This is a genomic window from Actinomycetota bacterium (genome assembly GCA_035540895.1).
Lineage (GTDB): Bacteria > Actinomycetota > JAICYB01 > JAICYB01 > JAICYB01 > DATLFR01.
In genome coordinates this window covers 1-3,020 of record DATLFR010000094.1, presented here as the reverse complement: position 1 = coordinate 3,020, position 3,020 = coordinate 1, and the positions used below count along the sequence as shown (strand labels likewise).

4 protein-coding genes are annotated in these 3,020 nt (G+C 71.7%); all 4 read right to left on the bottom strand.

Annotation, left to right across the window (positions count from 1 at the left end; genetic code table 11):
• Positions 1–77: 77 nt before the first annotated feature.
• On the bottom strand, positions 78–233 hold the full coding sequence (locus tag VM840_05450; protein HVL81021.1) for a hypothetical protein: 156 nt from the start codon (positions 231–233) through the stop codon (positions 78–80).
• A gap of 120 nt (positions 234–353) precedes the next feature.
• Positions 354–557, bottom strand: coding sequence for a cold-shock protein (locus VM840_05445; GenBank protein HVL81020.1), 204 nt, complete (start codon positions 555–557; stop codon positions 354–356).
• 97 nt (positions 558–654) lie between these two features.
• Positions 655–2,058 carry a SpoIID/LytB domain-containing protein gene (locus VM840_05440; protein ID HVL81019.1) on the bottom strand — a complete coding sequence of 468 codons (1,404 nt, stop codon included), beginning with the start codon at positions 2,056–2,058 and terminating at the stop codon, positions 655–657.
• A 42-nt stretch (positions 2,059–2,100) separates the two neighbouring features.
• On the bottom strand, positions 2,101–3,020 hold a 920-nt coding region (locus VM840_05435), incomplete at its 5' end, for a carboxyl transferase domain-containing protein (protein ID HVL81018.1).

Below are 3,020 nucleotides of genomic sequence, written 5' to 3'. Positions count from 1 at the left end.
GGGAGGGGTTCCGGTCGCGACGGGACCTCAGGCGCACGGGTCATGGTGTAACCCATGCGGACCCGCGCTCCAAGGAACTAGCGGGCGGGTCCGGTCTGCCGCAGGTAGGGGAGCGGAGGGGGCGGGACCTGTCGGATCGTCATGCGGTCCAGGTCACGCATGAGCCGTCTGATCGTCTCCGGGTCGCTGCGGGCGATGAGGTCGCGGAGGTCTCGGTCCGGTGAACTAGGCATATGGCACTACATCGGTCCCTCATCTGCGGGGTTTAGGCCCGATCTCCGACATATCGGAACATCCCGGACGCGAAGAGGGCCCGCCGCATGGGCGGGCCCTCTCGCGATAGCGGTTCCGCGCTAGGCGGGGCGGACGTTGGAGGCCTGGGGGCCCTTGGGGCCCTGGGTCACCTCGTAGGTGACCTTCTGACCCTCCGACAGGGACTTGAAGCCCTCAGCCTGGATGGCGGAGAAGTGAACGAACACCTCAACGCCGTCCTCGCCGGCGATGAAGCCGTAGCCCTTGTCGTCCTTGAACCACTTGACGGTTCCTGTTTGCGACATGCGTATCCCTCCTTTCCGTTCAGATCCGGCCGCCGGAGCGGCCAGGAGGGAAGCGCAGAGTCGGAAGATCGAAACCGTGAAACCCTCGGGAGCAAGTCTACGTCTTCCGGGGTCGGATGTCTCCCTGGGCCGCGATCGAGGCGCCCGCGGCGAGGAGCGCGGCGAGGGCCATCAGCCCCGTGCGAGAGGAACGGGCCGCCGGCCCGGCAGGAGCGGCGGCCAGTCGCGTCGTCGACCGGGATGCGGCCCTCTCCCAGACCTCGGGCACCGGGGTGGGCTCCGGGGTCGGCGGCGGCGGGAGTGCCGGCCCGTCGACCACGAGGGTGCGGCCCGGCCCGGGGCGTACGAGCCACTCGCCGGTCGCCTCCGACCAGATCTGCTCGGGGGTGCCGCCCACGGTGACCGGTCCGGACGAGGACACCCTCGCCTGGGAGCCCTGCGGCAGCGCGCCCACGCGGATCGTCGCGTCGCCGGTCCACGGCTGCGGCTGCAGACCTCCGTAGTAGGCGCCGAGGATCTGCGCAGCCGTCTGACCCCGGTCGGCCCGTCCCTTGGCTCCCCATTGGCTCATCCCGACCCCATGTCCCCAGCCGCGGCCGTTGAAGCGGAACCCGCCCTCGTACGCCTCGACCGTGAACCGGGGTGAGGGGATGGTGGAGGGGAGGCGCTGTCCATCCGACCTCGGGCCCGGGTAGCGGTCGCCGAACATCTGGGGAGCCCGGGAGTTGAACGACGTCCGCAGCGCCGAGAGCGCGATCGTGCGGGGCTCGGCTCCCTCGAGCTCGATGACCGCGGTCGAGCCCTCCACCCGGACCGACGTCATCGGCTCGGCGAAGCCGAGCTCCGCCCGCAGGAGCGCCTCCAGGACGTCACGCGGGAAGTCGGCGGTCCAGCGGTGCATCGGCGAGACGGCGTCGTCCGGGTCGTCGATCCCCATCAGGTACGGACGGGGCGGCGACCCGGGGTAGACGACATGGTTGGGGAGCGTCCGCCCACCCGAGCTCGCGTGGTACCGGGTCAGGGCGGGCGCGCCGTCGTGGAGCAGGACCTGTCCGGCGGTCGCCCGGACCGCCTCCGCCCACCGGGCGCCGGGCTCCCCGTCCGGCAGCTGCGCACCCCGGAACACCTGGCACGCGTCGGTCGGGCAGATGTCGAAACCGTTGGGAGCATGGCGGCCGCCCTGCTTCTCCCAGAGGGCGTAGGTGCGGGCGGCGATGGCCTGCGCCTTCAGGGCCTCCATCGGCCACATCCCGGGGACCTCACGGATGCCGAGCGTGTACTCCTCGAGGTCGAGCTGGTTCACGACCGTGAGTCCGCCGCCCGCCCGGCGGATCTCCACCGTCCCGCGGTAGGAGCCCAGGGGGCCGAGGTCGAGCACCTGTCCCGGGGCGGCGTGGAAGGTGAGCGGGCCATCGACCTGCAGGCCGGCGACGGCGGCAGATGGGGTGGCCGGAAGGGCGGCCAACAGGACCAGGGCGAGCATCGGGAGGCGAGGACGCATGGGCAGGTCGATGCTATCGGACCTCGCGCGGCCCGCCGCGGGTCACCACGTGTCCACGCAGGGACGCTTCTTGCCGGTGCGCGGCGGGGGCGGGGGGACCGACCGGAGGGCCTCCACCACGCGCGTCCGCGATTCGGCCGGATCGATCACGTCGTCGATCTCGAAGTGCGTCGCGGTGTTGAGCGCCTTCCCGTGCTCGTAGGCCGCCGCGACCATCCGATCGAAGAGCGCCTGCCGCTCCCCGGGGTCCTCCACCGCCTCGAGCTCGCGCCGGAACCCGAGCTTCACCGCTCCCTCGAGCCCCATCCCCCCGAACTCACCGGTGGGCCAGGCCACCCCGAAGAACGGCGCCTTGAAGCTCCCGCCCGCCATCGTCTGGGCTCCGAGTCCGTACGCCTTGCGGAGCACGATCGTGAAGAGCGGGACGGTCAGGCTGGCGCCGGTGACGAAGAGCCGGCTGACGTGGCGTACGAGCCCGGTGCGCTCCGCTTCGGGGCCGACCATGATCCCCGGGGTGTCGCACAGGAACAGGATGGGGAGGTCGAAGGCGTCGCAGAGCTGCATGAAGCGGGCGGCCTTGTCCGCCCCGTCCGCGTCGATCGCCCCCGCCAGGTGGGACGGGTCGTTCGCGATCACGCCGAGCGCCCGGCCCTCGATCCGGACGAGGGAGGTCACGATGCCCTGTCCGAAGGCGCGCCGCAGCTCGAGGACCGTCCCCTCGTCGGACAGGAGCTCGATGACCCGCCGCACGTCGTAGGTGCGCATCCGGTTCTCCGGGACGACCGAGCGCAGCTCCCGCTGGTCGGCGCAGGTCCAGTCCTGGACCGGTCCTTGGAAGTAGGAGAGGTAGCGTCTCGCCGTCTCGACCGCCTCGGCGTCGCCCTCGACCACGATGTCCACCACCCCGTTCGGCGCCTGCACGGAGATCGGACCGACCTCCTCGGGCCGGAAGACCCCCAGCC